General features: G+C 64.8%; 1 protein-coding gene. It reads right to left on the bottom strand.

What is annotated here, in order from left to right; all coding sequences use genetic code 11:
• On the bottom strand, nt 1-256 hold a 256-nt coding region (locus AF337_RS11575; protein ID WP_280138843.1), incomplete at both ends, for a helicase-related protein.

Raw genomic sequence — 256 nt, 5'->3', positions numbered from 1 at the left:
TGCACGACCCGCCCGCTGATCGGCGGAAGCCCGCGACACGCGCACCGTCTCCAGCCGCGTGATTCCGGTCGACGCCTCGAACACCGGCAGACGCTGCAAGCCGCTGTCGATCACGATCCTGACGCCGTCAATGGTGATCGATGTTTCGGCGATAGACGTTGCAAGCACGATCTTGCGTGTCCCCTGGGATGCCGGCCGGATCGCCGCATCCTGCTCCTTCTGGCTGAGATTGCCGTAGAGCGGCGCAATCAGCGTC

It is taken from the genome of Rhizobium ecuadorense (genome assembly GCF_001187535.1).
In the GTDB taxonomy this organism is placed as follows: domain Bacteria; phylum Pseudomonadota; class Alphaproteobacteria; order Rhizobiales; family Rhizobiaceae; genus Rhizobium; species Rhizobium ecuadorense.
The sequence above is the reverse complement of the archived record's forward strand: the minus strand, read 5'-3'. Positions and strand labels throughout refer to the sequence as shown.